General features: G+C 28.5%; 29 protein-coding genes and 1 rRNA gene. 13 read left to right on the forward strand and 17 right to left on the reverse strand.

Going from position 1 to position 26,683, the window contains the following annotated elements; translation table 11 throughout:
- Positions 1 to 101: 101 nt before the first annotated feature.
- From IR151_RS16455 to rstA, 5 genes are all read right to left on the reverse strand, one after another.
- Complete coding sequence (locus IR151_RS16455; RefSeq protein WP_227436546.1) at positions 102 to 1,298, reverse strand: PLP-dependent aminotransferase family protein; 1,197 nt, start codon at positions 1,296 to 1,298, stop codon at positions 102 to 104.
- 102 nt (positions 1,299 to 1,400) lie between these two features.
- The gene (locus tag IR151_RS16460) at positions 1,401 to 1,586 is read right to left on the reverse strand and encodes a DUF951 domain-containing protein (RefSeq protein ID WP_054275506.1); all 186 of its coding nucleotides are present in this window, start codon (positions 1,584 to 1,586) and stop codon (positions 1,401 to 1,403) included.
- Positions 1,587 to 1,600: 14 nt separating this feature from the next.
- Positions 1,601 to 1,864, reverse strand: a complete 264-nt coding sequence (locus IR151_RS16465) for a DUF3343 domain-containing protein (RefSeq protein ID WP_227436548.1) — start codon at positions 1,862 to 1,864, stop codon at positions 1,601 to 1,603.
- Positions 1,865 to 1,942: 78 nt separating this feature from the next.
- Positions 1,943 to 2,530, reverse strand: coding sequence for a sulfurtransferase-like selenium metabolism protein YedF (gene yedF / locus IR151_RS16470; RefSeq protein ID WP_227436550.1), 588 nt, complete (start codon positions 2,528 to 2,530; stop codon positions 1,943 to 1,945).
- 104 nt (positions 2,531 to 2,634) lie between these two features.
- A complete protein-coding gene (gene rstA, locus IR151_RS16475; protein WP_227436552.1) occupies positions 2,635 to 3,927 on the reverse strand; it encodes a toxin production/motility transcriptional repressor RstA in 1,293 nt (430 codons plus the stop codon).
- Between the two features lie 258 nt (positions 3,928 to 4,185).
- On the opposite strand from rstA, the gene IR151_RS16480 reads away from it, so the two are divergent.
- Positions 4,186 to 4,767 (forward strand): GerMN domain-containing protein, encoded by a 582-nt coding sequence (locus IR151_RS16480; protein ID WP_227436554.1) that lies wholly within the window; start codon positions 4,186 to 4,188, stop codon positions 4,765 to 4,767.
- A 78-nt stretch (positions 4,768 to 4,845) separates the two neighbouring features.
- On the opposite strand, the gene IR151_RS16485 is transcribed toward IR151_RS16480, so the two are convergent.
- The 12 genes from IR151_RS16485 to rpmH all read right to left on the reverse strand — a co-directional run bounded on the left by IR151_RS16485 (position 4,846) and on the right by rpmH (position 15,147).
- The gene (locus IR151_RS16485) at positions 4,846 to 5,988 is read right to left on the reverse strand and encodes an aminotransferase class V-fold PLP-dependent enzyme (protein ID WP_227436556.1); all 1,143 of its coding nucleotides are present in this window, start codon (positions 5,986 to 5,988) and stop codon (positions 4,846 to 4,848) included.
- A 32-nt stretch (positions 5,989 to 6,020) separates the two neighbouring features.
- The gene (locus IR151_RS16490) at positions 6,021 to 6,887 is read right to left on the reverse strand and encodes a ParB/RepB/Spo0J family partition protein (protein WP_227436557.1); all 867 of its coding nucleotides are present in this window, start codon (positions 6,885 to 6,887) and stop codon (positions 6,021 to 6,023) included.
- Position 6,888: 1 nt separating this feature from the next.
- The gene (locus tag IR151_RS16495; protein WP_227436560.1) at positions 6,889 to 7,662 is read right to left on the reverse strand and encodes a ParA family protein; all 774 of its coding nucleotides are present in this window, start codon (positions 7,660 to 7,662) and stop codon (positions 6,889 to 6,891) included.
- Positions 7,663 to 7,797: 135 nt separating this feature from the next.
- A complete protein-coding gene (noc, locus tag IR151_RS16500; protein WP_227436562.1) occupies positions 7,798 to 8,583 on the reverse strand; it encodes a nucleoid occlusion protein in 786 nt (261 codons plus the stop codon).
- Positions 8,584 to 8,747: 164 nt separating this feature from the next.
- Positions 8,748 to 9,467 (reverse strand): 16S rRNA (guanine(527)-N(7))-methyltransferase RsmG, encoded by a 720-nt coding sequence (gene rsmG, locus IR151_RS16505; RefSeq protein WP_227436564.1) that lies wholly within the window; start codon positions 9,465 to 9,467, stop codon positions 8,748 to 8,750.
- On the reverse strand, positions 9,460 to 11,355 hold the full coding sequence (mnmG, locus tag IR151_RS16510; protein WP_227436566.1) for a tRNA uridine-5-carboxymethylaminomethyl(34) synthesis enzyme MnmG: 1,896 nt from the start codon (positions 11,353 to 11,355) through the stop codon (positions 9,460 to 9,462). Before mnmG ends, rsmG begins: the two co-directional genes overlap by 8 nt.
- 122 nt (positions 11,356 to 11,477) lie before the next feature.
- The gene (gene mnmE, locus IR151_RS16515) at positions 11,478 to 12,857 is read right to left on the reverse strand and encodes a tRNA uridine-5-carboxymethylaminomethyl(34) synthesis GTPase MnmE (RefSeq protein ID WP_227436568.1); all 1,380 of its coding nucleotides are present in this window, start codon (positions 12,855 to 12,857) and stop codon (positions 11,478 to 11,480) included.
- A 109-nt stretch (positions 12,858 to 12,966) separates the two neighbouring features.
- Positions 12,967 to 13,596, reverse strand: coding sequence for an RNA-binding cell elongation regulator Jag/EloR (gene jag, locus IR151_RS16520; protein WP_227436570.1), 630 nt, complete (start codon positions 13,594 to 13,596; stop codon positions 12,967 to 12,969).
- The gene (locus IR151_RS16525) at positions 13,565 to 14,272 is read right to left on the reverse strand and encodes a YidC/Oxa1 family membrane protein insertase (protein ID WP_227436572.1); all 708 of its coding nucleotides are present in this window, start codon (positions 14,270 to 14,272) and stop codon (positions 13,565 to 13,567) included. The genes jag and IR151_RS16525 overlap by 32 nt, the downstream gene beginning before the upstream one ends.
- A 31-nt stretch (positions 14,273 to 14,303) precedes the next feature.
- Complete coding sequence (gene yidD, locus IR151_RS16530; RefSeq protein WP_227436574.1) at positions 14,304 to 14,555, reverse strand: membrane protein insertion efficiency factor YidD; 252 nt, start codon at positions 14,553 to 14,555, stop codon at positions 14,304 to 14,306.
- Between the two features lie 32 nt (positions 14,556 to 14,587).
- Positions 14,588 to 14,932: a ribonuclease P protein component gene (gene rnpA / locus IR151_RS16535; RefSeq protein ID WP_227436576.1), complete on the reverse strand. Its 345-nt coding sequence runs from the start codon at positions 14,930 to 14,932 to the stop codon at positions 14,588 to 14,590.
- A 77-nt stretch (positions 14,933 to 15,009) separates the two neighbouring features.
- Positions 15,010 to 15,147 carry a 50S ribosomal protein L34 gene (gene rpmH, locus IR151_RS16540; RefSeq protein WP_003420485.1) on the reverse strand — a complete coding sequence of 46 codons (138 nt, stop codon included), beginning with the start codon at positions 15,145 to 15,147 and terminating at the stop codon, positions 15,010 to 15,012.
- A gap of 658 nt (positions 15,148 to 15,805) precedes the next feature.
- On the opposite strand from rpmH, the gene dnaA reads away from it, so the two are divergent.
- The 12 genes from dnaA to IR151_RS16600 all read left to right on the forward strand — a co-directional run.
- Positions 15,806 to 17,125: a chromosomal replication initiator protein DnaA gene (dnaA, locus tag IR151_RS16545; RefSeq protein ID WP_255613010.1), complete on the forward strand. Its 1,320-nt coding sequence runs from the start codon at positions 15,806 to 15,808 to the stop codon at positions 17,123 to 17,125.
- A 241-nt stretch (positions 17,126 to 17,366) separates the two neighbouring features.
- Complete coding sequence (dnaN, locus tag IR151_RS16550) at positions 17,367 to 18,473, forward strand: DNA polymerase III subunit beta (RefSeq protein WP_227436578.1); 1,107 nt, start codon at positions 17,367 to 17,369, stop codon at positions 18,471 to 18,473.
- 137 nt (positions 18,474 to 18,610) lie between these two features.
- Positions 18,611 to 18,817: a S4 domain-containing protein YaaA gene (yaaA, locus tag IR151_RS16555; protein WP_227436580.1), complete on the forward strand. Its 207-nt coding sequence runs from the start codon at positions 18,611 to 18,613 to the stop codon at positions 18,815 to 18,817.
- Between the two features lie 16 nt (positions 18,818 to 18,833).
- Positions 18,834 to 19,949 (forward strand): DNA replication/repair protein RecF, encoded by a 1,116-nt coding sequence (gene recF, locus IR151_RS16560; RefSeq protein ID WP_227436582.1) that lies wholly within the window; start codon positions 18,834 to 18,836, stop codon positions 19,947 to 19,949.
- Positions 19,950 to 21,851, forward strand: a complete 1,902-nt coding sequence (gyrB, locus tag IR151_RS16565; protein WP_227436584.1) for a DNA topoisomerase (ATP-hydrolyzing) subunit B — start codon at positions 19,950 to 19,952, stop codon at positions 21,849 to 21,851.
- Between the two features lie 19 nt (positions 21,852 to 21,870).
- Positions 21,871 to 24,297 (forward strand): DNA gyrase subunit A, encoded by a 2,427-nt coding sequence (gene gyrA / locus IR151_RS16570; RefSeq protein ID WP_227436586.1) that lies wholly within the window; start codon positions 21,871 to 21,873, stop codon positions 24,295 to 24,297.
- 68 nt (positions 24,298 to 24,365) lie between these two features.
- Positions 24,366 to 24,662, forward strand: coding sequence for a YtxH domain-containing protein (locus IR151_RS16575; protein ID WP_227436588.1), 297 nt, complete (start codon positions 24,366 to 24,368; stop codon positions 24,660 to 24,662).
- Positions 24,662 to 24,922 carry a hypothetical protein gene (locus IR151_RS16580; RefSeq protein WP_054272124.1) on the forward strand — a complete coding sequence of 87 codons (261 nt, stop codon included), beginning with the start codon at positions 24,662 to 24,664 and terminating at the stop codon, positions 24,920 to 24,922. Before IR151_RS16575 ends, IR151_RS16580 begins: the two co-directional genes overlap by 1 nt.
- Before the next feature lie 11 nt (positions 24,923 to 24,933).
- Complete coding sequence (locus IR151_RS16585) at positions 24,934 to 25,251, forward strand: STAS domain-containing protein (RefSeq protein WP_227436590.1); 318 nt, start codon at positions 24,934 to 24,936, stop codon at positions 25,249 to 25,251.
- Positions 25,252 to 25,254: 3 nt separating this feature from the next.
- Complete coding sequence (locus tag IR151_RS16590) at positions 25,255 to 25,662, forward strand: ATP-binding protein (protein WP_227436592.1); 408 nt, start codon at positions 25,255 to 25,257, stop codon at positions 25,660 to 25,662.
- Positions 25,662 to 26,435, forward strand: a complete 774-nt coding sequence (locus IR151_RS16595; protein ID WP_227436593.1) for a SigB/SigF/SigG family RNA polymerase sigma factor — start codon at positions 25,662 to 25,664, stop codon at positions 26,433 to 26,435. The genes IR151_RS16590 and IR151_RS16595 overlap by 1 nt, the downstream gene beginning before the upstream one ends.
- Positions 26,436 to 26,616: 181 nt before the next feature.
- A 16S ribosomal RNA gene (locus tag IR151_RS16600) occupies positions 26,617 to 26,683 on the forward strand; the annotation flags it as partial.

Here is a 26,683-nt window from a genome sequence, read left to right on the forward strand (position 1 = left end):
GACAAATTTTAATATTTAATATAAGGTGAAATATATTTTTTAAATTAACAAGGGATGGCTACTGCCATCCCTTATAATATATCTTAAGTTATTATTTTTAATTAAGCTTCAACACCCATAGCTTCTTTTAAAACTGATGCTATGTTTTTGATACCTTCTATTATTTTTTCTTCTGGCATATTTGAATAGTTAAGTCTGAAAGTATTTTCTCTACCACCATTAGGGAAGAATCCTCCTCCAGCAACATAAGCAACATTCTTTTCTAAGCATTTTGGCATTAATTCTTTAGCATTTAAATTACTTGGAAGCTCTACCCATGTAAATAATCCACCTTCTGGATGAGTAAATACTAATCCTTCTGGGAATTCTTCTTCCATAGTCTTAAGCATAACATCTCTACGTTTGATATAAACAGCTTTTATTTTATCAACGTGTTCATCTAAGTCATACATATCCATAAATTTACTTACTTCCATTTGAGATATAGTTGATGCTTGTAAGTCTGCACCTTGTTTTGCAAAGTTAAATTTAGATAGTATTTCTGGAGAAGCACAAGTCCATCCTAATCTGTATCCTGGGCAGAATATTTTAGAGAAAGTTCCTAAGAATATTACTAATCCTTTTGTATCCATTGATTTTAAAGATGGTAAAGATTCTCCCTCAAATCTTAAATCTCCATATGGATTATCTTCTATTACTGGTATTTCATATTTATTTACTATTTCCATGAATTTTTTACGTCTTTCAAGTGGCCAAGTTCTTCCTGTTGGATTTTGGAAATCAGGTATTACATAAATCATTTTTATTCTATCAGTTGTTTCTAGTATTTTTTCTAGTTCTTCCATTATCATTCCATTAGAATCTGTTGGAACATCTATGAATTTAGGTTGGTAAGATTTAAATGCATTTATAGCTCCTATGTAAGATGGGCTTTCACATAAAATTACATCACCTTCATCAATAAATACTTTTCCTGCAAAATCTAGACCTTGTTGAGAACCACTTGTAACTAATATATCATCTTTATCTACATTAGTTTTGTTTTTGTCATTCATTCTAGCTGCTATTTTTTCTCTTAATGGTTCATATCCTTCTGTTGTAGTATATTGCATAGCTGATCTTCCATTTTCTTCAAGCACTGCAACTGATACTTTTTTCATTTCTTCAACTGGAAATAATTCTGGAGCAGGCATTCCACCCGCAAAAGATATTATTTGTGGTTGTTGAGTAAGTTTTAAAAGCTCACGTATTTCAGATCCTTGTAAACCTTCCATTCTTTTTGCATATTTAACTGCCATAATTAAAGCACCCCCATGAAAATGTTTTCTTCAATTTCTATTATACCAAAAATTTGGATATTAATATACGGTATTTGACATTTTTTAAATGTTAAATTTATATCATTTTTTTATTAGCTTTTTTACTCTCTTTTCTAATGTCTCTCTATCAAGCATTATTAGCCTTGAACATTTCGTACATTTTATCTTTATATCCATTCCAGTTCTTACGATTTCAAACTCTTTACATCCACATGCATGTTGTTTTTTCAATTCAACAATATCCCCTATTTTTAAATCCATTGGCATAAATAATTAGCCTCCTAATCTAACTTCTTTGCTTCCCTTGAGCCATCCTCTAATTTACTTATACAGTAAATTCCCTTTATATCTACATTATTTTCAACTAAAATTGTCTTTATTTTTTTCATATCTTCAAAAGAAAATTTAATTGATATTCCACAGCTTGCTGTTATTTCTCTTGGTGTTGGAAGAGCCATTACTTTTAAACCATTTTCACCAAATAGCTTTTCTGACCTTATTGCATGATGTGTAGAATTAAATGATACTATATACATTTGATTCATTGCTTAATCCTTTCTGACTATCTACTTTTCTTTAGTTTAATATTTCCTATTAACTTTATATTGTTAAACAAACATACATTATATAGAAATAGTATTTGATGCATTTTTTAATGTTTCAACTATAGTGTACATATTTGTAACTGAACCAACTTGTAATTTTTCTTTTAAATTATAGTAATCTAAACAGGTTCCACAAGATAAAATTTCTACCCCTGCATCTTCAAGTATTTTAAGATTTTCTATAGTTGCTTCATTTTCAGCACTTAATTTTACTCCTCCATTAACTAAAAGTATATGTTTAGGATATGGCTTTGATTCTGTTAAAGTATATATAAAACCTTTTATTAATACTTGTCCTAATTCATCATTTCCCAATCCCATCTTATCTGAAGATATAAATACACATGTATCTTCTAGTTCGCTTTCTTCTTTTTGAACTACAACATTATTACCTTTTTTAATTTCTATAGAAATTAAGTTTTCTTTTTCATCAACAATCCTTGCTTCACAATTTAAAGATTTAGCAAGCTTTAATATATTTTCTTTTGCTGTTTCATTGTCAACTGTTGTAACTACAATGCCTTCTTCTATATTATCTAATTCTTTTTTTGTATTTATAACTGGTTTAGGACAAGCAAGCCCTCTAGCATCTATTTTTATACTCATTGTTTGATTCATCTCCTTAAAATTATTCATACAATTTATATTTTATCATAGATATTATCTTGCTTGTTATAGATTGTTTCTATACTATTATAGGTTTATTATACTTACATTATCTCTAAATTTTTATACATAAATACTCCCTTTTGGTAGTACTCTAATTCTTTCTCTTTTGATATGCTTGAATATAATTGACCTAAGTCTATGTACAAGTTTGCTAATATCTTATTATTACCTAAGTCTGATACTATTTTTATACATTTAATTAAATACTCAATAGCAAGAGTAATTTCATTTTGATTCTTATACATATTAGAATAGAATTTTAATGCCTTATACTCATTAAACTTATTTTTATTTTTTATTGATGATGCTAAAGCTATTTTACAATATTTTCTAGCTAAATCATAATCTTCTTTATCTATGTACGCTTCTATTATCTTGAATAAACCTGACATCATATATTCGTCTTCATCATTTTTCTTTATGTTGTACACTTTTTGAGAATATTCAAGAACTCTATCTGTCTCACCTATTTTTCTATAAACATCACAAATTGTTAAGTATACATTTGCTATTCCAGTTTTATTATCTTCATTTTCAAGTATTTTTAGTGCTTTTTTAAAATACTCTTTTGATTCCTCATATTTGCCAATCTCAAGCATGTTGTTTGCTTTTAACACCAAAATATCGACATCTTCTTTTCTATCATTTTTATTATCTATTTCATTTATTTTATCTATGTACTTTAATGACATATTTGGATTATCTAATTTTATATAACAATATGCCATCTTACTATATAATTCCTTATATACGTTAATATCCTCAAACTTATTCTCTGACAAAATTTCCTCTGCAAAATTAAAGTGACTTATCGCACCTTTATAAAAGTCTTCTTGCATATATATCTTTCCTATGTTTAAATAGCACTTTAGTATGTTTTCACTATCATTGTTTTTTATAAAGAAAAATAAAGCCTTTTCAAAGTTTTCTATAGCATTATTGTAATTAGATTTTTTTAAGTTAATGTTAGCCATAAGAAAATTGCATCTGCCATAGTTCTCCATTAAATCGTATCTCTTACATATATCTAAAACTTCTTTTATTTGGTCCTCAGCCTTGTTTAACTCATTCTCTTTTATATAAATTTCACTTTGCAGTATTAAATTATCTGTTATCTTTTTTGACTGCATTTCTTTTGTTTCTAATAAATATTCCACGCTTACATCTAACTTATCACCTAGATATTCCAACAGTTCATAACTAGTATGAGATTTATCTCTCTCTATATGGCTTATTTGTGCTGCTGTTATTCTATCTCCAGCTAACTCTTTTAATGTCATATTTTTTTCTTTTCTTAATTTCTTAATCTTTTCTCCTAAGCTCAAAATTTCCATACTATTCCCACCTTTTGAAGACATTTTTTTATAATATAATTATAACTTATATTTATTTTAAAAACACTACTTTTATTTTACAATATTTTCTCTATACATTAAATGATTTCCCATAAAAATGACTAATATTTAGTTTATTTTGTATTTAATTAACTTAAATAAATCATTTTTTAAATTTGTTACTATTTTGTATTCATATATTCAGTCATAACGATTATAATTATATATAAGAATAGTATCTTGAGAGGAGTAATTTTTATGAAAAACAAGAAAATAATGTTAGTGTTAAGTATATTATCTATATCTATATTGGCAGTTGGATGTAGCAATGCTCAAAATGAAGCAACTAAAAAAGAAACTAAAAATAATACAAATGTTGAGCAACCAAAGGAAGAAAACAATAAAGAAAATAATGATGAAAAAGAAGTTCCTAATAAAAAGTCTACATCAGCTCCAAAGGAAGAAAAAAAGACGGAGTCTGCTGTTATTTATTCTTTTGATGTAGACAAAACAGATTTAATTGAGAATAAGGTTGATTTAGAAAAAATTGATGAAAACACTTTATTTGCTGAGCTACAAAAGCTTAAAGTAATTCCAGAATCTGCAAAACTAAATTCATTTACTACAAAAGATATTGATGGTGTAAAAACTGGTATATTAGATGTTAACTCTGATTTTACAAAATCAAACTTAGGTAGTGATGCAGAAACTTTAATGCTTGATTCAGTTGCACGTACTTACATAAAAAACATGAATGTTGAACAAATAAAGCTTACTGTTGATGGCGCTAACTATGAAAGTGGTCATATAGTTCTTGAAGATGGAGATTATTTAAAGTAAGTTTTTAAATTATATTAAGCTACAAAAATAGTGTCAACTATCTATAAAGTTGACACTATTTTTATGTTGTAATTTATACTATTTATTTTTTGAAATTTTCTTCAAGGCATCTATTGCTTTATCTATCTCATCTTTCGTATTAAAATATCCTATACTGAATCTTACCGCACCTTGTTTTAACGTACCTAAAGTAGTATGAGCTAATGGAGAACAATGTATTCCTGATCTAGTTGCTATATTATATTCACTATCTAATAAGAAAGTAACCTCTCCAGAATCCATGTTTCCTATATTTATAGCTATTACTGAGGCTCTTTTTTTACTGTCTTTTGGTCCATATATCTTTATATCTGATACTTCTTCTAACTTATTTAGCATATATTGACATAATTCTTCTTCATGTTGTCTTATATTGTTGATTCCTCTTTCAAAGATAAATAATACACCTTGGTTAAGCCCTGCTATACCTGGAGTATTATGAGTTCCTGACTCGTATTTATCTGGGAACAGTTCTGGTTGAACCATTTCTTCTGATTTACTACCTGTTCCACCCTCTTTTAATATATTCAAATTTAGGCCTTCTCTTACATATAAGATACCTGTTCCTTGAGGTCCAAATAAACATTTATGACCTGGCATAGCCAACATATCTATATTATATTTCTTCACATCTATATCATAAACACCTGCTGTTTGTGATGCATCTACCAAGAATATTATATTATGTTTCTTAGCTATTTCTCCAACTTTTTTTATATCTATCAATGTTCCACATACATTAGATGCATGTGTAGTTACAATCAGCTTAGTGTTATCCTTTATTGATTTTTCTAACTCTTCATAATCTAAAAAACCTTCATCATCACATTTTACTACAGTATTTTCAACCCCTTTTTTCTCAAGAGCTTTTATAGGTCTTATTACTGAATTATGTTCCATAGATGTTGTTATTACATGATCTCCTTTTTGTAATACACCTTTTATTGCTAAATTCAAAGAGTCTGTTGCATTAGACGTAAATACTATATTCATAGGATTACTTACATTAAATAACTTAGCTATATTTTCTCTTGTATCATAAATTTCTCTAGCAGCTCGCATAGCAAGCTTATGCCCTGCTCTTCCTGGATTTGCACAATAGTTTTTCATACAATCTAAAACAGCATCATAAACTCTTTCTGGTTTTGGATATGTAGTTGCAGCATTGTCTAGATAAATCATATTCATCGTCCTCTCTATTTTATATTTGTGTGTTATTCAAGAAGCATTGATACAATACTGTTTAAATCATCATCATTATAGTATTCTATCTCTATTTTACCTTTTTTCTTACCTTTGGAAATATTTACTTTAGTTCCAAAAATATTTCTAAGTTTATCTTCTACATCTAAAATAAATACATCTTTAGGCTTAGACTTCTTTGGCATATCTTCTTCTTTATTTTCAGATATTTTTTTTGCAATATTTTCAACTTCTCTTACAGAAAGTTCTTCCTCTTCTATCTTTTTTGCAATTTGTAGTTGTAATTTTTTATCTACAATCCTTAATAGAGCCTTTCCATGACCTGCTGTGATTTTACCACTATCTATCATGTCTATAACATCTTGTCCTAGATTTAAAAGTCTCAAAGTGTTAGTTATATGAGGTCTACTTTTACCGACAGCTTCTGATATTTCTTCTTGAGTTACATTATAATGCTCAATTAAACTTTTATATGCTAGTGCTTCTTCTATTGAATTTAAATCTTCTCTCTGTAAGTTTTCAATTAAAGCTATCTCCATTATGTCTTTCATCTCTATATCTTTAATTATAGCAGGTATTTGACTTTTATTTGCAAGTTTTGATGCTCTAAATCTTCTTTCACCAGCTATTATCATGTACTTATTATTTTCATCTCTTTTAACTACTATTGGTTGTAGTACACCATAATTTTTTATAGACTCAGATAATACTTTTATTTTTTCTTCATCAAATTGCTTTCTTGGCTGAACTTCGTTTGGATATATTTTGTCTATATCTATATTAACTATTTCTTTATCTGAAGTTTCTCCTTTAATTTCTGGTATCAATGCACTAAGACCTCGACCCAATCTATTACTTCTTTTAGACTTATTCTCCATACTACCACTCCTCCTCTTCTAAATCTATAAATTCTTCTGCTAGTTCCAAATAAGCTACAGACCCCCTACATCTTTTATCATAATAAATTGCTGGTTTACCATGACTAGGAGCTTCTGCAAGTCTTACATTTCTTGGAATTAGAGTAGTGTATACACTACCTTTAAAGTACTTTTTAACTTCTTCAACAACTTGTATTGATAGATTGGCTCTTCCATCAAACATACTCAAAACAACACCTTGAATTTCTATATCTGTATTTAATCTTGATTTTACTAATTTTATAGTCTCCATTAATTGACTTACACCTTCTAAGGCATAATATTCACATTGTATAGGAATTAAAACACTATCTACAGCCGTTAGACAATTTATTGTAAGCATTCCAAGTGAAGGTGGGCAATCCAAAAATATATAGTCGTATTCATCCTTTACTACTTTTATGGAATTTTTTAAAATATACTCTCTATTATTTATAGATGCAAGCTCTATCTCTGCACCTGCTAGTTCCGTAGCTGATGGAACTACATCTACATTTTCAAACTCTGTTTTTATTATTGCTTCTTTAATATGCAAACCATCTAACATAATCTCATAGATTGTATTTTCTACTTCATTTTTATCAATACCATATCCACTAGTTGTATTTCCTTGAGGGTCCAAATCTAATACTAATATCTTTTTTCCTAAGGTTCCTAAACTGGCACTTAAATTTACATTTGTTGTAGTTTTTCCGACTCCGCCCTTTTGATTAAATATAGCTATAACTTTGCCCATGATGTTCCCCCCTTTAAGAATCAAATTAATTTTAAATATTGACTAGTTGCTTTTATAATTATAAATAATGTCTATAAATCAATTTATATTACAAGGCTTGTTTTAAAAAAAAAGATTACTGGTAAGCAGTAATCTCTATTTTTTAGGGATTTTTACAACAACTTCCATATAATCTCCCTTATCTATTTCATTATACTTAGCATCAATTCCTGTATTTGATATAGCATCAAAGGCTTGCTTTATAGTATTTATGTAAATTCTTATACTCATAGCACCCTTTATATTCTGTTTTTTATCAGGCTCTTCTTGAATTTCAATTTCTTCTAGTATATCTTGTATCAGTTTTTCTGTTTTTTTAACAGTCAATTCATTCTTTATGACCTTTTCTAGTACACTTTTCATTAAATCTTCACTTGGTAATTTAAGAAATGCCCTAGCATGTCTTTCTGTTAAATTATTCTCTATTAGCTTCATTTTTATATCGTTTGGAAGCTTTAATATTCTAAGCTTGTTTGCTACAGTAGATTGATTTTTACCTAATTTTTCTGCTAATTGCTGTTGAGTAAAAGCATGCTCTTTTATTAAGTTTTCATAGCCAATTGCTTCTTCAATAAAATTTAAGTCTTCTCGTTGCAAATTTTCTAATAACGCTAGAACAGCAGAAGATTCATCGTTCATATTATTTATAATTGCTGGTACAGTTTTAAGCTCTGCTAACTTAGCTGCTCTTAATCTTCTTTCTCCAGCAATTAGTTCATATTTACCATCTTTTGCTCTAACTGTTATAGGTTGAATTATACCATATACCTTTATAGAATTGCTCAATTCCTCCAATGAAACTTGTGAAAATATTTTTCTTGGTTGGTATGGATTTGGAACTATATCTTCTATAGGTATCTCCATAACTCTTTTATCTTCCATAACATACCTCTCTTATTTTAGATATAAATATTTTTGTTCTCTATATGTACATACAATTTTATTTCTGCATCTACTTTAATAATTCCTTTATTTTTGTTTGTTTTGAGGCAACCTTAATTATTTCCTGAGAAATGATTAAGGTTGCCTACTAATTAATATCTTGATTATTTAATAGGATTTTTAGCTGGCTTACCAGCTTTTCTAGGGTATTTAACTGGTGTTTCATGTATCTTTTTAAAAACTAATATATTATGATTTAAATCTATTTCTGGTAATTCTACATCTATTTTTTCAATAAACTCTAATCCTAAAGTATCTATAGCCTTTTTTGATTCCTCTAATTCTAGATTAGCATTTGGACCTTTTAAACAAATAAAATATCCTCCTACTTTTACAAATGGTACACAAAATTCCATAAGAATTGGTAATCCAGCTACAGCTCTTGCTGTAGCAATATCATACTTTTCCCTGTACTTTTCATCTTTTCCAAAATCTTCAGCTCTTCCATGTATAAATTTAATACCCTCTAGTTCTAATGCTCTAGCAACTTCTTCTAGAAAGCTTATTCTTTTATTTAAAGAGTCCAATAAGGTTAACTCTAACTCCTCTAAACATATTTTTAGTGGTATACCTGGAAAACCAGCACCTGTACCAACATCTATTATGGACATACCATTTTTTATATATTCATTTTTTACAGCTGAAATAGAGTCTAAAAAGTGTTTTATATATACTTCTTTTTCATCCTCTATTCCTGTAAGGTTCATTTTTTGATTCCAATCAACTAATATATCTCTATAAGTTTTAAATTTTTGTAACATATCATCATTTGTATCTATATTAAAATTTTTAATTCCATTTTCTAGAAGTTCTATATTATTCACTTTTTCCACCTCTAGTTCTTCTAACTTGTTCTAGGTGTATAAGTAACACTGATATATCAGCTGGAGAAACACCTGATATACGAGATGCTTGACCTATTGAAATAGGTTTTATATCATCTAATTTTTGTCTTGCTTCTAATCTAAGTCCTTCTATTGATGAATAATTTATTTTTTCATCTAATTTTTTATTCTCAAGCTTTTTAAATTGGTCTATCTGTTTTAATTGCTTGTCTATATAACCTTCATACTTAGTCATTATTACGCATTGTTCTTTAACTTCTCTTGAAACATCTTCACCAGCATCTTTTCCTATTTCTTCAAGCAATTCATAGGATACTTCTGGTCTTTTTAAAAACTCATACAGTGATATTCCAACTTTTATTGGCGTTGCACCTTTTTCTTCTAGTAAATTATTTACTTCCTTTGGTGTAACTCTTTCGCTCTTTAATCTTTCAAATTCTTTTTCAACAGCATTCTTCTTATTTATGAATCTTTCATATCTATCTTTTTTAACTAAGCCTAATTCATAACCCTTTTGAGTTAATCTCATATCCGCATTATCTTGTCTTAAATACAATCTATATTCTGCTCTTGATGTCATCATTCTATAAGGTTCATTAGTTCCTTTAGTAACAAGGTCATCTAATAATACACCTATATATGCTTCTGAACGATCTAATACAAAAGGTTCTTTTCCTTCTATCTTTCTAACAGCATTTATACCCGCCATAAGCCCTTGAGCTGCTGCTTCTTCATATCCAGAAGTTCCATTAAATTGCCCTGCACTAAATAAGTTTTCAACACCTTTTATTTCTAAACTTATTTTTAATTGTGTTGGGTCAACACAATCATATTCTATAGCATATGCAGGTCTCATTATCTTACAGTTTTCAAGCCCCTTTATAGTTTTATACATATCTAGTTGAACTTCAAAAGGTAAACTAGTTGATATCCCTTGAATATACATTTCTTTAGTATTCAAACCCTCTGGCTCTATAAACAATTGATGTGAAGTTTTATCACTAAATCTTACTACTTTATCTTCTATAGAAGGACAATATCTTGGCCCAGTACTTTCTATAACTCCACTATACATGGCAGACCTTTTTAAATTATCTAGTATAACTCTTTGAGTATCTTCAGTGGTTCTTGTTAAATAACAAGGTTCTTGCTCTTTCTCTATGTTTTCATTCATAAATGAGAAAGGAGTTACTTTTTCGTCACCTTCTTGTAGAGACATTACAGAGAAATCTATACTATCTCTATGGACTCTTGCTGGTGTTCCTGTTTTAAATCTTCTCATTCTAAGACCTAATTCAACTAAACTATCTGTAAGGTATTTTGCATATCCTAATGCATTAGGACCTTCGTAAAATGCCACCTCACCCATATATATTTTTGAATTTAAATAAACTCCAGTAGCTAATATTACAGCTTTAGATTTAAATGAACATCCTAGCTTAGTTCCAACACCTATTACAACATTTCCTTCATGTAATATTTCTACAACTTCATCCATAGCTATATCGAGGTTTGGCTCATTTTCTAATGTTTTTTTCATTTCTTCATGGTATTTAAATTTATCTGCTTGGGCTCTCAAGGAATGAACTGCTGGTCCTTTAGCAGTATTTAACATTCTACTTTGTATATATGTCTTGTCTATATTTAGTCCCATTTGACCACCTAAAGCATCTATCTCTTTTACTAACTGACCTTTACCCGTTCCACCAATTGATGGATTGCAAGGCATTAATGCAATAGAATCTAAAGACATTGTTATTATCAAAGTTTTATATCCCATTCTTGCCGTAGCTAAAGCAGCTTCACATCCCGCGTGACCTGCCCCAACTACTATAACATCATATTTTCCTGCTTCAAACTTTATCATTTATAATTCCTTTCTTTTTAATATTAATGTTTCATGAGAAACACTATAAAATATCTATAATTTCTACAATAAAAAATGAAATTTATTACTTCTATATCTTCTTTCCTTTTGTGTTTTACATCCTATTTTCCTATACAGAAGTTGTGGAATATATTATCTAATAAATCTTCTGTTACTGTATCTCCATTAATATATCCAAGGTAGTCCCATATATTTTTTAAATCTACTTCTACAAAGTCAAATGGCATACTTTGTTCTAGAGCAATTAAAGCATCTGTTGCAGACTTATATGCCTTACCAAGTGCATCCTTATGTCTAGAATTAGTTACTATTAACCTAGAATTGTTTTTGATACTTCCTTTATATACCATAGACTCTATCTTATCTTGTAATGCTTCTATTCCTTCTTGCTGTAAAGCTGATATTCTTATTATACTATTATTTTCTACATATTTAAGTATTTTTTCTTCTTCAATCTCTTGTTTTAAGTCATTTTTATTTAATAGTACTATTGTTTGTTTATCTTTAAGCTTCTTTAATATTTCTACATCTTCTTCTGACAACTTTCTTGATGCATCTAAAACCATTATAATTAAATCAGCACTTGTAAATGATTCTTTAGATTTCTCAACGCCTATTTTTTCAACTATATCATCAGTATCTCTTATACCTGCTGTATCAACTATCTTAAGAGGTATACCTTTTATATTAACAAATTCCTCTATAACATCTCTAGTAGTTCCTGGTATATCTGTAACTATAGCTCTATTTTCTCCCAAAATAGAGTTAAGCAGTGAAGATTTTCCTACATTTGGTTTCCCAACAATTACTGTTTTCAAGCCTTCTCTAAGTATTTTCCCACTTTCAGCTGTATCATATAATTTTTTAATTTCTTTTTTAAGTTCACCAGTTTTATCCTTAAGCGTTTGATATGTTATATGTTCAATATCTTCTTCAGGATAATCTATAGCAACTTCTACATGTGCCAGTATCTCAGTAACTTTATCTCTTAAGTCTCTTATCTTCTTTGATAGAGAACCCTCTAACTGGTTTTGAGCAACTTCATGAGCTATATCAGTTTTTGCCTTTATAACATCTATTACTGCTTCTGCTTGAGATAAATCTATTCTTCCGTTTAAAAATGCTCTTTTAGTAAACTCCCCAGCTTCTGCCAATCTAACATCTTTAGATAATATTAGTTCTAAAATTTTCTTTACTGAAATAAATCCACCATGGCAATTTATTTCTATAACATCTTCTCCTGTGTATGAATTGGGCCCCTTCATATATGCCAATAATACTTCATCTATTGCATTTTCATTATCTACAATATTTCCATATATTAATGTTCTTTTATTATAATCTTTTATACTCTTTCCTGACATGGATTTAAAGATTTCTTCTGCAACTTTTAAAGCTTTTTCTCCACTTATTCTCAGTATACCTATACCACCTTCTCCAGGTGCTGTAGCTATAGCCGCTATTGTATCATCTATAAACAAATTTATCACCTCTTAATTTATAATTTTTACATATAGATTTATTTTTGACCAATTACAATGATTTAATAAGATTAAAAAATAAAACCCCCTAATGTTTAGGAGGTTGATTTTATCTTTTACACTCAATTACTAATCTTCTATATGGATCGGTTCCTTCACTATATGTAATTACATATTTGTCATTTTGAAGGGCTGAATGTATTATTCTTCTCTCATATGGATTCATATAATCTAATTTTTTAGTTTTTCTTGTTTTCGCTACTTCTCTAGCAACCTTATTAGCATATCTTATTAAAGATTCTTCTCTTTTTGACCTATAGTTTTCTATATCTACAAGTACTCTTGTATGAGAGTCTTTATTTATTTTATTAAGAGCTAATCCAGTTAAAAATTGAATAGAATCTAAAGTTTCCCCTCTTCTACCAATTAAACTTGCAGCTTCTTTGCCTTCAATATCAACCATGATTAAATTATCTTTTTGAGATACATTGACTTTGGCATCAACATTTGCATTTTTCAACATTACCTCTATAAAATTTTTAGCTACATCTAGTTCCTTTTCAATAACAAAAATTTCATAGGTACCATCTTTAGCACCTATAAAACCTAAAAACCCCTTGCTTGGATTTTCTAGTATTTCTACCTCTATATCCTCTACTTTTAAATTTAAATCTGCTATCGCCTTATTTATAGCTTCTTCTTTACTTTTACTTTTTATTAATTTTAGGCTTTTTCTCATTAACTTTTTCCTCCTTAGAGTTAGCAGCCAGCTTAGCTTTTAAAGGATTCATTATTAAGTAATACTGAGCTATTGAGAATAAGTTACTTACTGTCCAGTACAATGTAAGTCCTGCTGGGAATATAAATCCCCAATAGAAAGACATCCCTGCCATTACATATGTCATTACTTTCATAGAGCCTTGTAGTTGGTCCTTTGGAGTCATTACCTTTTGCATTACATATGCACTTGCTCCTGAAAATACTGCTAATACATAATCTGGTGCTGTTAAACTTTTTATCCATAAAAACCCATTGTCAGCTGCCATAAATGCAGCTTGATTTGCAAAAACGCCATGAGCAACTGGCTCTCTTAAAACGCTAAATAATCCTATTAATATAGGAAACTGTATTAATAAAGGTAAACAACCAGATAGTGGATTAATTTTAGCTTCTCCATATAACTTAACAATTTCTTCATTTTGTTTTTCTGGCTTATTTTTATATTTTTCTTGTATCTCTTTTATACGAGGTTGTATATCTTGCATTGCCTTTGTTGACTTAGTCTGTTTAACTGTTAATGGTAGTAAAATAATCTTTACAAGTATAGTAAAAATTATTATAGAAATACCATAGTGGTTAACAAATTCAAATATTACCTTAAGAATTAATCCTAAGAAATTTCCTATTATATTCAATTTTTTTATACCTCCTAATAGTTACTCTCTTTTATTTTAGAGGGTCGTAACCTCCTGGATGAAAAGGATGACATTTTAGAAGTCTTCTTATTGTTAAGTACATACCTTTTACAAATCCATATTTTTTAAATGCCTCTATTGAATATTGTGAGCAAGTTGGATAGAATCTACAAGTAGGTCCCTTTAAGGGAGATATATACTTTTGATAAAATTTTACTAAATAAATACATAAATTCGATAAATACCTACTTATTTCCTTTAATATATAAATTATTTTATTCAAAATTATTAACCTCCATATTTATAGCATATAATTTAAAGAGAAATATCCGTTCTTTTAACTAAATTTTTTATAGACTTGTCTATCTCTTTAAAACTAGCATCTTTACTAGATACTCTTGCTATAAATACTATATCATATCCAGGCTTAATTTTTTCATCAATATTTAATCTGTAGACTTCTTTTATTAATCTTCTTACTCTATTTCTAGTGATAGCTTTTCCTACTTTCTTTGAAACAGAAATACCTATTCTACTATAATCTGATTTATTTTTAAGTATATATATTACTAAATATCTGTTTGCAAAAGATTTGCCGTGTTTATATACTTTTCTAAAATCAGAGTCTTTTTTTAACCCCTTTGTCCTATTAAAGTCCATAGTTAACCTCCATAAACACAGCTATGCATTGTAATTATTTACACAAAAAGGCCACCTTTGCAGCGGCCCTTTTGTAATTAATGAGTTAATCTATTTCTTCCTTTAGCTCTTCTTCTTTTTAACACGTTTCTTCCGTTAGACGTCTTCATTCTTTTTCTGAAACCATGTTCTTTACTTCTTTGTCTCTTTTTTGGTTGATAAGTTCTTTTACTCATTATTTTGCACCGCCTTTCAGATTTCATTTTCCGTTTATAAAAATAATAACTTTACCCTCAAAGTAAACATAACACATATAATTATAAATACTTTTACTATCGTTGTCAACGAGTTTTTGGTATGCTTGCATCACAAAATCTACCATATATATATTATGTATTTTTTTTATTGAAAATACTAGTAAAAATCTATTTAATTTTATTCTAAATTATTTTTTTCAATTATATACACAAATAAAGCAAATTTAACATGTTTATATTTTTATCAACAATTAGTTAATATTGTGGATAAATTAGTTACAAATCATTGAAGTTTGACATATATTTTGATATTATAAATATACTTGTTGATAATGTGTATAAATGTTATCAACTTATTAAAAATTATTCACAGCTTGTGGATACTTTTGTGTATAACTTTTAAGATTACTGACAATACTCTAGTTATAATCACCATTTATTGTATGTTTATGTTATTTATAACTTTATCTACATATTGTTTATATCTTTTCATATTTTTTTAATAATTTATACTATTATTAATTTATCAACACCATTATCCATAAATTTAGTTATTCTGTAAAATTTATATATATTTTTGCTTTTCTGTTAATAACTTTGTGGAAAATATTAATTATTCTGTTCGGAGGTTTATATTATGGATATAGTTTCTTTATGGGACAAAACCCTACAATTAATAAAAGGTGACTTAACTTCAGTAAGTTTTAATACCTTTTTTAAAAACATCGTACCATTAAAAATACATCTTAATGACTTGATACTACTAGCTCCTAGTGATTTTAATAAAGATATTCTAGAAAATAGATATTTGCATTTAATTGAAGATGCTATAAATCAACTGTCATTAAAAAAGTATAATATTAAATTTGTATTGAGCGAAAAAGAAGTTGCTGACCTAAATTCTGATAGTGCAGATTTAAATTATAGAGTACTTTACCCTAACCTGAATCCAAAATACACATTTGATACGTTCGTTATTGGTAATAGCAATAGATTTGCTCATGCTGCATGTGTTGCAGTTGCTGAATCTCCTGCTAAAGCTTACAATCCACTTTTTTTGTATGGAGGGGTTGGCTTAGGTAAAACTCATTTAATGCACGCTATTGGACATCATATTGTCAGCCAAAAAAAAGATTCAAAAGTTGTTTATGTTTCTTCAGAAAAATTTACTAATGAACTTATAAACTCTATAAAAGATGATAAAAATGAAGAATTTAGAAATAAATATAGAAATGTAGATGTCTTATTAATTGATGATATTCAATTTATAGCTGGGAAGGAAAGAACTCAAGAAGAGTTTTTCCATACATTTAATACTCTTCATGAGGCAAATAAACAAATAATTATCTCTAGTGATAGACCACCAAAAGATATACCTACACTAGAAGATAGATTAAGATCGAGATTTGAAATGGGACTTATAACTGATATTCAGGCACCAGACTTTGAAACAAGGATTGCTATCCTTAGAAAAAAGGCTCAACTAGAACGTATAGAAGTGCCAAACGAAGTTATGTCATATATAGCAAAAAATATTAAGTCAAATATAAGAGAACTAGAAGGTGCCTTAACTAGAGTAGTTGCTTACTCTTCTCTTAGTAATAGAGTGATATCTTTTGATCTTGCTACAGAAGCTTTAAAAGATATTATAACAACTTCTAAAAATGAAGAAATCAATGTGCTTAGAATAAAAGAAAAAGTTTCTTCTGTATTCAATTTAAAAATGGAAGATTTTAATTCTAAAAAAAGAACTCGTTCAATAGCTTTTCCAAGACAAATAGCTATGTATTTAACGCGCGAACTTACTGATTTGTCTCTCCCTAAAATAGGTGAAGAATTTGGAGGAAGAGATCATACAACAGTAATTCATGCTCATGATAAAGTATCTAGAGACATAGAAGAAAGCGAAGAAATTAAGACTAAAATAGACAAAATTATATCAGATTTAAAGGGATAATTTATACACAATTGTCTGTTTATATCTATTGAATAACTTGTTTATACTTTTTTATATTAAAATTTATTAACAAATAATTAAGTATAAAATAACAAAGATATCAACATCTTATACACATGTTGATATCTTTGCATTTATAATGTTACATGTACTTATTAACATTATCAACAACACCTACTACTATTACTACTATGATTTTAACTTATTTTTTTATATAAAAAGCCAGAGGAGGTTATCCACATTGAAAATAATTTGTAATCAAAAAATCCTAGCAAATAGAATCGGGATTGCTCAAAAAGCTATTAATGGAAAAACAACTATAGAACTATTAAAGGGTATACTTATATCTACAGAAGAAGGCCAGTTAAAACTTACTGGATATGATGCGGAGATAGGAATAGAAACTTATGTACAAGCAGAGATTATAGAAAAAGGTGATGTTGTTGTAGATGCAAGATTATTTGGAGATATAATTAGAAAATTACCAGATTCTTTTGTTGAGATAGAAACAGATTCAGAAAATAATATTTACATAAATTGTGTAAATTCAAGATTTAAAATTAAAGGATATGCAGCTAAAGAATTTCCTAAACTACCAGAATTAAATGAAGAAGATTTATACAGCATACCTCAAGAACTCCTAAAAAATATGATTAAACAAACTGTATTTGCTATTTCACAAGACCAAACAAAACCTGTTTTAATGGGAGAACTTCTAGAAATTGTAGATAAAAATTTAAATCTAGTAGCAATTGATGGCTATAGATTAGCTGTAAAAAGCTGTTCAGTTGATAGTTTAACTGAAAATATAAAAGTAATAATTCCAGGAAAGACACTTATAGATGTAAATAGCTTGCTTTCTGGAGAAGATAATGTTAAAGTTGGATTTAACGAAAAAAATGCTATTTTTATAATTAATGATACAAAAATTATTACAAGATTACTTGAAGGAGATTTTATTGATTATAAAAAATTATTGCCAAGAGAGCATAATAGTAGAGTAAAGTTAAATACTAAAGAACTTTTAAATAGTATAGAAAGAGCATCTTTATTGTCTCAATCAGAAAAAAATAACCTTATAAAATTATCTATAAGGGATAAAGTAATGGCAATTACTTCTAATACAGAAAAAGGAAATGTCTATGAAGAAGTTGAAATAGATTTAGATGGAGATTATTTAGATATAGCTTTTAACTCTCGATACTTTATTGAAGGATTGAAAAATATAGATAATGAGGAAATATTTATAGAATTTACTACAAATGTAAATCCTTGTATAATTAAACCAACAGATGATATTAATTATATTTACTTATTACTTCCAGTAAGAATATCATCTAATATATAGTAGATATTAAGGAGTTGTCTTTTGTAGAAAAATTTTTCTAATCTTAGGCAACTCCTTTTGCAAGTATTTTTATGGTATAATATACTTTTAGTGTATTAATACCTATTTACCTAAAATAATGGCAAGGAGGAACTCTTATGACTGAAATAACTATAGAATCAGACTATATAAAGTTAGATCAATTCCTAAAACTAGCAGAGATTGCATCAACCGGGGGTCATGCAAAATTTTTAATTCAAGAAGGTTTAGTGACTGTAAATGATGAAATAGAATTAAGAAGAGGGAAAAAGATAAAATCAGGAGATATAGTTGAGATAGAAGGAACTAAAATAAAAGTATTGTAAAAAAGGAGAACTTTTTGTGAAACTTAAAAGTTTGCAGCTTGTTAATTTTAGAAATTATGAAAAGTTGCATCTGGAATTTAATGGTAAAGTGAATCTTCTTGTTGGAAAAAATGGTCAAGGAAAGACAAATATAGTAGAATCTATTTATATGCTTTCTTTTGGCAAGTCATTTAGAACCAACAAAGATAGAGAAATGGTTAGATTTAATAGTGAAAATTTATATGTTGGAGGAAGTTTTTCAAAATATAATAAATATAGTCTAATAGAGCTAATTATTGGAAAAGATAAAAAGGGGATACGAATAAATAAAGTTCCTTTGCAAAAAATGCAGGAATTACTTGGCAACTTAAATGTTGTCATATTTTCACCTGAAGATTTAAGACTGGTTAAAGAAGGTCCTAAAGAGAGAAGGACTTTCATAGATAAAGAGATTAGCCAAATTATTCCTAAATATTATAATTATCTTACTAATTACAATAAAATACTTTCTCAAAGAAGTAGAGTTCTAAAAAGCATGCATGTTGATGAAGCTTTATTAGATGTATATGATGATACACTAGCAAAATACGGAAGTTATATTTATATTTTACGCAGAGACTTTATAAAAAAGATAGCTAATATATCTGAACATATGCATATGAATTTGACTAATGGAGTTGAAAAATTATCAATCAAATATAAAACTCAAATAAATATAACTGACGAAGATACTATAGAAACAGTATATAATAAATTTTTAGCCAAGTTGTCATCAAATAGACCTAATGATATAGAATCTAGAACTACTAGATATGGTATACACAAAGATGACTTAAATATATTCATAAATGATTTAGATGCAAGACTTTTTGGTTCACAAGGTCAACAAAGAACTGCTTCAATATCATTAAAGCTATCAGAGATAGAATTAATAAAAAATGAGGTTGAAGAATATCCAGTATTAATTTTAGATGATGTTTTTAGTGAGTTAGATGAAGCAAGACAAAAACTTTTAGTAAATAATTTAAGCAATGTTCAAATGTTTATAACAAGTGCTGAAATTTCACATAAAAAAATATTTGATGAAAAGGATGTTACAATATTTAATATTGAAAACGGCAATGTTATTAGCATAGAGAATGGAGGAAATTAAATGAAACAAGAATACGGTGCAAGTCAGATACAGGTATTAGAGGGATTAGAGGCCGTTAGAAAAAGACCAGGTATGTATATTGGTAGTACAAGCCCAAGAGGTTTACACCACTTAGTTTATGAAGTTGTAGATAATAGTATCGATGAGGCTTTACAAGGCTATTGTTCAAATATATATGTATCTATTAATGAAGATGGCAGTATTTTAGTAAAAGATGACGGAAGAGGTATCCCAGTCGAAACACATCCTAAGACTGGAAAATCGACTTTAGAAACAGTATTAACTAATCTTCATGCAGGAGGAAAATTTGGAGGCGGAGGATATAAAGTATCTGGAGGTCTTCATGGAGTTGGTGTTTCTGTAGTTAATGCATTATCAAAATGGATGATAGCAGAAGTTTATTTAAATGGAAAAATATATAAGCAGACATATGAAAAAGGTCTACCAACATCTAAGATTGAGATAGTTGGAGAATCTCAAAGTACAGGAACAATAATTCAATTTATGCCTGATGCTACTATATTTGATGAAATAGAGTTTAAATATGAAACATTAGAATATAGACTTAGAGAACTTTCTTTTTTGAATAAAGGAATAAAAATAGTATTTGAAGATAAAAGAGAAAATCAAGAAAAAAGAAAAGAATTTCACTATACAGGTGGTCTAGTAGAATATATTAAGTATTTAAATAAATCTAGAACTGGAATACATGATGACATAGTTTATATAGATAAAAAAGTTGATGATTGTATTGTCGAATTAGCTATGCAATATACGGATGGTTATACAGAGAACATATATTCTTTTGCAAATAATATAAATACGCATGAAGGAGGAGCTCATTTAAGTGGATTCAAAGCAGCTCTTACTAAAACTGTAAATGATTATGCTAAGAGAAATAAATTCTTAAAAGAAAATGATGTTAATTTATTAGGTGAAGATATAAGAGAAGGACTTACAGCTGTAGTATCAGTTAAATTACCAGAGCCTCAATTTGAAGGACAAACTAAAACAAAACTAGGTAATAGTTTTATGAGAGGTGTAGTTGATAGTGTAACAGTTGATGAACTTGGCTCTTTCTTAGAGGAAAATCCAGCAACAGCTAGAATAATAGTTGATAAAGCTTTGAGAGCACAAAGAGCTAGAGAAGCTGCAAAGAAAGCAAGAGAATTAACAAGAAGAAAGAGTGTTTTAGAAAGCACATCTTTACCTGGAAAATTAGCAGATTGTGCAGAAAAAGATCCTGCTAAAAGTGAAATATTCTTAGTCGAAGGAGATTCAGCGGGAGGTTCCGCAAAACAAGGTAGAGATAGAAATAGTCAAGCGATACTTCCATTAAGAGGTAAGATACTTAATGTCGAAAAATCAAGACTAGATAGAATATTATCTTCAGACGAAATAAAAAATATGATAACAGCTTATGGTTGTGGTATAGGAGAAGATTTTGATATAGATAAGGCTAGATATCATAAAATTATAATTATGACCGATGCCGATGTAGATGGAGCTCATATAAGAACTTTACTATTAACATTCTTCTTTAGATACATGAGACCTCTTATAGATGAGGGGTATGTTTATGCAGCACAACCTCCTTTATATAAAGTAACAAAGCAAAAAAAGGAACATTATGTTTATTCAGATAAAGAATTAAATGTTTTATTAGATGAAATTGGAAGAAATGGTGCAGAACTTCAAAGATATAAAGGTCTTGGAGAGATGAATGCAGAACAATTATGGGATACCACTATGAATCCTGATACAAGAACTTTATTGCAAGTAACTGTAGAAGATGCTGCAATTGCAGATGAAGTATTTTCAATGCTTATGGGTGATAAGGTTGCTCCAAGAAAAGAATTTATAGAAGAAAATGCAAGATTCGTTAGAAACTTAGATATATAGAGAGAGGGGATTAGTATACATGGAAGAAAATAACAAAATACTCCCTATTGAAATAGCGGAAGAAATGAAAAAATCTTATATCGATTATTCGATGAGTGTTATAGCTGGACGTGCTCTTCCTGATGTTAGAGATGGTCTAAAGCCAGTTCACAGAAGAATACTATACTCAATGAGTGAATTAAACTTAACACCAGATAAACCATATAGAAAGTCAGCCCGTATTGTTGGGGACGTTTTAGGTAAGTACCATCCACATGGAGATACTGCTGTTTATTTTGCAATGGTTAGAATGGCTCAAGACTTTTCAACTAGAGCACTTTTAGTAGATGGTCATGGTAACTTTGGTTCTGTTGATGGAGACTCACCAGCGGCAATGCGTTATACAGAAGCTAAGATGAGTAAATTATCATTAGAATTATTAAGAGATATAGAAAAAGAAACTGTAGATTTTAAACCAAACTTTGATGAATCATTAAAAGAACCTTCAGTACTACCAGCAAGGTATCCCAATCTATTAGTGAATGGGTCTAATGGTATAGCTGTTGGGATGGCAACTTCAATACCTCCACATAACTTAGCTGAAGTAATTGATGCAACTGTACATTTGATTGACAATCCAGATTGTAGTGTTGAGGACTTAATAAAATTTATACAAGGCCCAGATTTTCCTACAGCTGCAATTATAATGGGAAAAGAGAATATAGCAGAGGCATATAGAACTGGAAGAGGTAAAGTTAAGGTTAGATCTAGAGCTTTTATAGAAGAACTTCCAAAAGGAAAACAACAGATAATAGTTACAGAAATACCTTATCAAGTAAATAAAGCTAAATTAGTTGAGAGAATAGCTGAGTTAGTTAAAGAAAAAAGAATAGAAGGTATATCAGATTTAAGAGACGAAAGTAATAGAAATGGTATGAGAATTGTTATAGAATTAAAGAGAGATGCTAATGCTAATATAGTATTAAATAATCTGTATAAACATTCTCAAATGGAAGATACATTTAGTATAATAATGCTTGCTCTTGTAGATGGTCAACCAAGAGTTTTAAATCTTAAGCAAATACTATATCATTATATTAAACATCAAGAAGATGTTGTTACAAGAAGAACTAAATTTGAATTAAACAAAGCTGAAGCAAGAGCACATATTTTAGAAGGATTAAAAATTGCTTTAGATAATATAGATGCTGTTATAAGCTTGATAAGAGCTTCAAAAACAGGCCAAGAAGCTAAGATAGGTTTAGTAGAAAAATTCAATCTAACTGAGATTCAAGCTCAAGCTATACTAGATATGAGACTTCAAAGACTTACAGGTCTAGAAAGAGATAAGATAGAAGCTGAGTATGAAGACTTAATAAAGAAAATAAATAGATTAAAAGAAATTTTGGCTGATGAAAGATTACTTTTAAATGTAATAAAAGATGAAATGACAATAATAAAAGAAAATTATTCTGATGAAAGAAGAACAGAAATAAGACATGCTGAAGGCGAGATAGATATGAGAGATCTTATAAGTGATGAGGAAATAGCCATAACTCTTACTCACTTTGGATATATAAAAAGACTTCCATCTGATACTTATAAGAGCCAAAAAAGAGGTGGAAGAGGTATCTCAGCACTTACAACTAGAGAAGAGGACTTTGTAAGACATTTGATAACTACAACTACTCATAGTAGATTACTGTTCTTTACAAATAAGGGTAGAGTATTTAAATTAAATGCATATGAAATACCTGAAGGTAAGAGACAAGCAAAAGGTACTGCTATAGTAAACTTACTTCAATTGTCAGCAGACGAAAAGATTGCAACTTTAATACCTATAGATGGTAATGATGAAAATGAATATTTATTACTTACAACTAAAAAAGGTATCGTTAAAAAGACTAAACGAGAAGAGTTTAAAAATATAAACAAATCTGGTCTTATTGCTATAGGTTTAAGAGATGATGATGAACTTATTGGAGTAGAGCTAACAGATGGAAAACAGGAAGTACTTTTAGTAACTAATGAAGGTATGTCTATAAGGTTTGATGAAAATGATATAAGATATATGGGTAGAACAGCAATGGGTGTAAAAGGTATAACTTTAAGTAAAAAAGACTTTGTTGTATCTATGAATCTTTGTAGTAAAGGTACAGATGTATTAGTTGTCAGTAGAAATGGTTTTGGTAAAAGAACAAATATAGAAGAATATAGAAGCCAAATAAGAGCTGGAAAAGGAATTAAAACTTATAACATATCTGAAAAAACTGGTACAATTGTTGGTGCAGAGATGGTCAATGAAGATGATGAGATAATGATTATAAATTCTGATGGAGTTCTTATTAGAATAAGAGTTAATGAAATTTCACTATTTGGAAGGGTTACAAGTGGTGTTAAATTAATGAAGACTAATGAAGAAGTGAATGTAGTTTCGATTGCTAAAATAAATATTGAAGAAGAATAGGATAAATATCCTATTCTTTTTGTATAATGTACTTAGATAAAAATTTAAAATTGAAAGGAGTAGTTGTTATGTGTAATAAAAGAGGTTGTAAAAAAGGTGGATTTTTATTAATAGGAGCCATTTTAGGTTTTATATTTGGTATGTTTCTTGCACCAAAAAAAGGTTCTGAGTTAAGAAAAGAGACAAAAGATAAGTTTGATAAAGTGAAAGAAAACCCAAAAGAAGTTCTACATGAAACATTTAATGATGTTAAAGAGAGAATAATAACTTTAGTAGATGATGATAATAATGAAGAAGATATAAAAATTTCAGAAGAAGATATAGTAATAAGTAAAAGTTTTGACGACGAGGGAGATGTTAACTAATGAATGCATGGGGGTGGCAAATAGGAGCAGTGTTAGTAGGTAGTTCGGCTCTTATAGTAGCAATTTATTTAGCTAAAACTCTAAATAGTTTAAATAAAGTTGTTGAAAAAGCTTATAAGATTGTAGATTACAATGAAAGACATATACAAGATATTGTTGAAAATGCATCATCAATATCAAAGGGAATAGATGATATAGTTTATGTAATTAATAAGATATTGAGTATAGGTAATATATTTAAAATTATTAAGAGAAAATAGGAGGTTTTTACATGTCTATGAATATAGATTCAAATTTAGATTCTCAAAATAAGTTTTGGAATGTTTGTATTGATGGAGAACTTGATGTCTCTACAGCAGATAAATTAAAAGAACATTTACATGGTTTAATAGAAAGAAACATGTTGGATGTAAAGATAAATCTTAAAGATTTAGATTATATAGATTCTACAGGTTTAGGAGCTATGATAGGTGTTTTAAAAAAACTAAAAATAAATGAAAAAGAGATATACATAGTAAATCCTAAGAGTAATGTTAGGAAAATTTTTACTATAACAGGTCTAGATAAAATATTTAAAGTGGAGGGATAAATTTTGGCTTGTGAAACTATAAAGATGGAAATTACTACAAATCCAGATTATGTAGGCATAATAAGATTAACAGCGTCTGGGATTGCAAATAAAATGGGGTTTCCAATAGATGATATAGAAGATATAAAGGTAGCAGTATCAGAGGCATGTACCAATGCAATAAAACATAGTAATGATGATGTATTCAATATAGTATTTAATATTTTAGACGATGCAATTAATATAGAGATTCAAGATAATGGAAAAGGATATGATGTTAGCTCAATAAGTACACCAGATTTAGAGAATCCAAAAGAAAGTGGTCTTGGATTATTTATAATTAAAACTTTAATGGATGATGTAGATATTGAATCAGAATGTAATCAAGGAACAAAAATAAAAATGACTAAGTATTTAGGAGTTGATATTTAATGAAAAATGTAGCTAATGCTACACATTACCTAAATATGGATACAAAAGAGCTATTTAATTTATATAATACAAATAAAAACGTAGATATCAGGAATATTCTTATTGAAAGACATCTATATTTAGCAAGGTTGTTAGCTAAAAAGTATATAAACAAGGGTGTTGATTTTGAAGACATATATCAAGTTGCTTCATTAGCATTAATTTATGCTATTGATAGATATGATGTTGAAAAGGGATTTGAATTCTCCAGTTTTGCAACACCAACTATAGTAGGAGAAATTAAAAAATATTTTAGAGATAAAGTATGGACACTTAGAGTACCAAGAAGAATACAAGAATTAAGCAAAAAGATAAGTGATGCGAAAATTAAACTAGAGCAAGAAAATAAAAAACATCCAAAGGTAAAAGATATCGCTGACTATATAGGAGTTAGTGAAGAAGATGTACTAGAGGCTATGGAAGCATCTTATGGTTATCAACCTATGTCTTTAGATTCATCAAGTAATGATGATTCAGAAGACAAAGACATAACTCTTATTGATAAAATAGGAAAAGAAGAAGGTAATTTCGGAAGTATAGAATACGAAGATTTTATTAATAAGTTTATTGAAACTTTAAATGAGTTAGAAGTAAAAATATTTAAAGATAGATTTTTCTTCGATAAAACCCAGTCTAGTATAGCTAAAGAATTAGATATATCTCAAATGACTGTTTCTCGCTTAGAAAAAAAGGTCGTAGAAAAGCTAAAAAAAGAATATGAAAAAAATTTCTAAAAAATAATAAAAAAAGTATTGACCTACTGTTTGAATGATGGTATAGTATTACTTGTCCTTGAAAAAAAGGAACAAGAAAAAATACGAACATTGAAAATTAAACAGTAGGTTAATTTATATTAAGAAACAAACCATAAAGCCAGATATTTAGATAACAATAGTATCTGAGCCTGATAAACTTTTATTTGAGAGTTTGATCCTGGCTCAGGATGAACGCTGGCGGCGTGCCTAACACATGCAAGTTGAGC

Origin of the sequence: Clostridioides sp. ES-S-0006-03 (genome assembly GCF_020662275.1) — a bacterium.
Lineage (GTDB): Bacteria > Bacillota > Clostridia > Peptostreptococcales > Peptostreptococcaceae > Clostridioides.